This is a genomic window from Terriglobus sp. YAF25, assembly GCF_052113305.1.
Classification (GTDB): domain Bacteria; phylum Acidobacteriota; class Terriglobia; order Terriglobales; family Acidobacteriaceae; genus Terriglobus.
This window is the reverse complement of sequence record NZ_JBFRCY010000433.1, coordinates 1-4705: the sequence shown is the minus strand read 5'-3', so window position 1 is coordinate 4705 and position 4705 is coordinate 1. Positions and strand designations below refer to the sequence as shown.

Below are 4705 nucleotides of genomic sequence, written 5' to 3'. Positions count from 1 at the left end.
GGCTCATACATGGTGCTTAGAGAACTTCGGGCAGTGGTAACTATCATTTTCGGAGGTTATGGGATGAACGCTAGGATAAGTATGTTTGGACGTATAAGTCTTGTCAGGCTGAGCTTCTTTGCGTGTGTATGCTTCCTGATATTTCTGAGCCGAGGCGCAGGCGCGCAAGTGGACCAAGGTTCGATCACCGGCATCGTCTCGGATCCATCCGGCGCTGTTATCCCTAATGCACACGTTATCCTTCGGAATATTGATATTGGCTTAACTCTGGAAACTGTAGCGAGTACCAGTGGGCAGTACACTTTTTCACCAGTCAGGATCGGCCACTATTCCATTACGGCCTCATCACAAGGATTTTCGTCAACAACACAGGAAAACCTGCAGGTGAATGTGCAAGAGCGCCTGCAGGTTAACATTCAGCTACAACTTGGCTCTGCTACAGAAACTGTCACCGTCACTGGAATTCCACCGCAGCTACAGACGACGGAGGCATCGGTCGGTCAGGTTATTAATAGTGCGACACTGAACAATCTGCCATTGAATGGCCGCAATTTCACGTTCCTGGCTCAGCTGTCCGCCGGAGTTAACACGCCGCAKGCTGATACGCGTGGCAATGCGGCATCGGGTGCGTTTTCTGCAAACGGCTTGCGCCCGGCGCAGAACAACTACCTGCTCGACGGCATCGATAACAACTCAAATGCGGTTGATTTTCTGAACGGCACCAGCTGACTGGTTTGAGAATTACAACCGTGTTCAGAAGGGAAAGCTGCGCTGGAACCAGTTTGGAGCTTCTATTGGCGGCCCTGTAATCAAGAACAAGCTGTTCTATTTCGGCGATTATCAGGGATTCCGTCGTGTCCAAGGCACGGTGTTGCCTGGTACAGTGCCAACACTCACTGAGCGTAACAGCAATTTCACAGATCTTTCCGATCTCATTACTGGTCAAAATGGCACACCCCATACTGATGCGCTTGGTCGATCTATTCCTTTTGGAACGGTTCTCGATCCAGCGACGACACGAGCGGTCACTGCGGGGGCCGTGGACCCAGTGTCCGGTATTAGGGCTACACAGACTGGCTTTGCACGCGATCCATTTGGTACGTGTGGACCAGGAACAACGAGTTTTACGGTTAGCGGCTGCAACTTGAATCACTTGCCCGCAAATCGTATTGATTCCAATGCGGTAAAAATTCTGCAACTGTACCCCGCGCCGACAACCAGCTCGTTTACTACGAATTTCACAACAAGCCCCAAGCTGTATGAGCACAGCAACGCCTTTGATGTGCGCGGTGACTACGCTATGAGCGACAAGAATCAGATGTTCGTGCGCTTCAGCTACCTGGATGACCCGCAGTTCCTCCCTGCAATCTTCGGCGGTATTGCTGATGGCGGAAGCTTCGCGCAAGGCCTTCAGAATGCAAAATCCAATCAGTCCGTCGCGGCCTGGACTCATGTGTTTTCTCCAAGCACCGTCAATGTAGGCCGGGTCGGTTTCAACCATCTGCATACGACGCGTTATGGTCCACAAGGAAATAACATGGGAATCCCAGCGCAATACGGATTCCAGGGAATTCCCCAGGTAGCCCTGAACGGTGGTTTGCCCCAGATGGTGATCAGCGGTTTACAGAATCTGGGCAGCAACAACTATCTACCGTCGGACGAGGTCAGCCAGACCCTTCAGTTGACGGATGATTTCACGAAGATTCATGGGGCGCATAGCCTGAAGGCAGGCGTTGAGTTCCAGAAGATTCACTTCAATACCTTGCAACCTCCATTTCCGCGTGGTGAATTTGATTTCAATGGGAATTATGCAGGTGTTCCAGGACAGGCCGGAGATCAAACCGGCCGTGCGCAGATGCTGCTGACCCCGATTGCAACCACTGTTCCAAATGGCATTAGTTATGTTGGTGGTGCGAATCAGGTTCTAGCGACCAATATCAGCAAGACCTACGACCTCAGGCATTATCTTGCGGTCTACTTTCAGGATGACTGGAAGGTCAATTCTCAATTGACGTTGAATCTTGGCCTGCGCTGGGATTATTTCAGCCCAATCTCTGAGGCGAACGGTGCTCAGGCGAACTTCATCCAGAATGGGCCACCGTTTAACGCTCCGACATTTCTGATACCGGCTAGCGGAAAGGCCAACCGAGCGCTCTCTACAACCTTCCAGGCTCTGCTTCAGCAAGACGGCATTGCGCTTCAAGTGACGGACAAATACGGGCAAGGTCTATTACAGACTCAGAAGAGCAACATCGCTCCACGGTTTGGATTTGCCTATCAGGCATCGCCGAAGTTTGTAGTTCGTGGTGGGGCGGGCTTGTTCTTCAATTCTTTTGAGAATCAGGGCTATGGTCCTAACATTGGATTGAACTACCCCTTCATCTACAGCTTTACATTCACCGGCACAACCGATTCAGCTGCATTCAGCTCTGGGTCGAATCCTTACGGCACATGTGCGACCGCCGGGCCGGGAGGAAGTGCGACGATTGGATCGGGTCTCACCTGTGCTCAGTTCACTCCTCTGGCGGTGAACGGAAAGGGGCTTGGTCTGCAGGGCCTACAGTTCAACTACAAGACGCCCCGCACGTTGAGCGCAAACCTCACCCTGCAGTACGCCATTACGCATAACATATCGGCACAAGCTGCTTATGTCCTCACGGACGGAAGCTCACTGCAAGCTGGTATTGGTAACAACAGAGTCTCCCAGATATTGCCTGCAAACATCAGCACAACGCCCTATCGGCCATTCCCAGACTTCGCCGAAGGTGGAAGTTATCAACGTACGATCGGCCGGAGTGTTTATAACGGCCTTCAGACAAAGTTGGAGAGGCAATCCGCAAATGGTGTGGGCTTCCTGGTTACATATACCTTTGCAAAGACTCTTTCCGACGCCGGTGACTTGTTGAATGGTGGTAGTGTCAGCGGATACCGTGCACCCTGGGTTCCGGGGTTCGGACCGCACTTCGACTGGGGACAGGCAGCATTTGATATACGACAGGTCGTCCACCTGAGTGGCAGCTATGAGTTGCCATTTGGTAAGGGAAAAATGCTCCTTACTAATTCTGGAAAAATGACAAACGCTGTGCTTGGCGGTTGGGCGGTCAACGGCATAGCTACGCTTCAAGGCGGACAACCTATCACGTTGACGTGCCCGTCCGCGACAACCTCCGGCACAAGCTGCAGAGTGCTGCAGGTTGCCGGACAGGACCAGAAGCTTGGACTGCATCGGGATTCGAAAGGCGCGCTCGCCTGGTTTGGTAACCCTGCGGCGTTCAATCAGCCTTGTGTATTAGGATCGAATCCACCTGCCCCTTCTGGCTGTGTGCAGCTTCCAGCGAACAGTAACCTCATTCTTGGCGGCCCGGGCTCGACGAGCACACATGGACCCGGCTTCCATCGGTTCGATTTTTCCGCCTTCAAGAACTTCCCGATCCGTGAGGCCATTTCACTTCAGTTCCGGGCAGAGTTCTTCAATATCCTCAACCACCCGAACTTCAATTCTCCGAACTTCGGAGGCAACGGCGTCGTTGCGATTGGAAACTCGGGCAACTTCTTAAGCTCTACATTTGGAGAGATCGGATCGACGCGCGATGCTCCATTTGATCCGAGGCAGATCCAGTTCGCTTTGAAGCTTTACTACTAAGCTGATGAAGGCACCGTGTAGATTACACGGTGCCTTCGCTAGCTGCCGCTTGAGAGTCAGGAGGCAGTCTGGATCGCAGGTTCGTGACGATGCGAAGTTCTGTCATGAAATAGGGAGCGAACTCGCGTTGACTCCTAACTTGCCTGATGCGTATTTTTGTTCGGCTGGACTATATTCATATCGAACAGAGGATTGCACTCTGGCAGGGCATCTACCGGAGGCGGCGGGCCCATCTGGCTCACATGCGTAAGGAATGCAGTGGTGTCCTCGACGACCGCTTCTGCGGAGTAGTAAGGGATGATCGTGAAAGAACCATCCATTGGCGACGCATCCTCGAATTGTCTGCGTGAGGCGACGTACGGTCTCAGTTGCAGCCGTCGTGACTTTCTTCGCTCTGCCGCGGGTATGGTTCTTGGTGGAGCTAGTCCATTTCTCTATGCAGGACCCGCGAGGACGAGAAAGGTGATTGTTGTCACCTTTGGCGGTGGAGCCCGCGATCAGGAGACGTTTGCGCCTGCGGGGCAGGAGAACATTCCTTATATGCTTAAGGAACTGATTCCCCAAGCCAGTTTCTTTACCCAAGTGGTGAACCGCGGAATTCTTGGGCACTACGTTGCGACCGCAAGCCTTGCTACAGGTGTCTATGAGACGTTAAATAACTTCTCGTCCTTGCCGCCACAGCATCCAACGGTTTTTGAGTATTTTCGAAAAGACCTCAAGCGTCCACCGACGGATGCATGGGTTGTTGCGCCCAGCAATGGGTTTAGCCGTATCGGTGAAAGCGAGTCCCGGCGATACGGACCTGGCTGGGGCGCACAGGTGATCCTCCCGAAACATCTGCTGTTAGCAGCAATGTCAGGAGGAACAATCGATTACGAACATCTGCTTCGAGATAACTATGAAACTCCACTGTTTGCGCCACAACTCGAAGGTGGTGAATTTGAGTTCCATCAGATGGAGACCATATTGAAGCTATCGGTCGGCGACTTCAGATCCCATGCGAAGACTTTATCGAGCCCCGACGAGCTTTCAGTCTATGTTGTGCAACAGCTGATGCAACAG

Annotated in this window: 3 protein-coding genes and 1 pseudogene; 3 read left to right on the top strand and 1 reads right to left on the bottom strand. The window is 52.6% G+C overall.

Features of this window, described 5'->3' with window-relative positions:
- Positions 1 to 729 (top strand): carboxypeptidase regulatory-like domain-containing protein (locus AB4043_RS17305; RefSeq protein ID WP_442307620.1); only part of this gene is annotated, 729 nt, incomplete at its 5' end.
- Positions 730 to 766: 37 nt separating this feature from the next.
- A complete protein-coding gene (locus tag AB4043_RS17300; protein ID WP_442307621.1) occupies positions 767 to 3643 on the top strand; it encodes a hypothetical protein in 2877 nt (958 codons plus the stop codon).
- A gap of 134 nt (positions 3644 to 3777) precedes the next feature.
- Here AB4043_RS17300 and AB4043_RS17295 read toward each other — a convergent pair whose 3' ends face one another.
- Positions 3778 to 3963, bottom strand: a complete 186-nt coding sequence (locus AB4043_RS17295; RefSeq protein ID WP_442299532.1) for a hypothetical protein — start codon at positions 3961 to 3963, stop codon at positions 3778 to 3780.
- A 142-nt stretch (positions 3964 to 4105) separates the two neighbouring features.
- Between AB4043_RS17295 and AB4043_RS17290 the strand changes: the two are divergent.
- Positions 4106 to 4705, top strand: a pseudogene (locus AB4043_RS17290) (hypothetical protein); the annotation flags it as partial.

What these genes read in the sequence shown, in the direction of transcription:
- AB4043_RS17295 (WP_442299532.1), bottom strand. Translation starts at nt 3,963, where the DNA reads ATGGATGGTTCTTTCACGATCATCCCTTACTACTCCGCAGAAGCGGTC.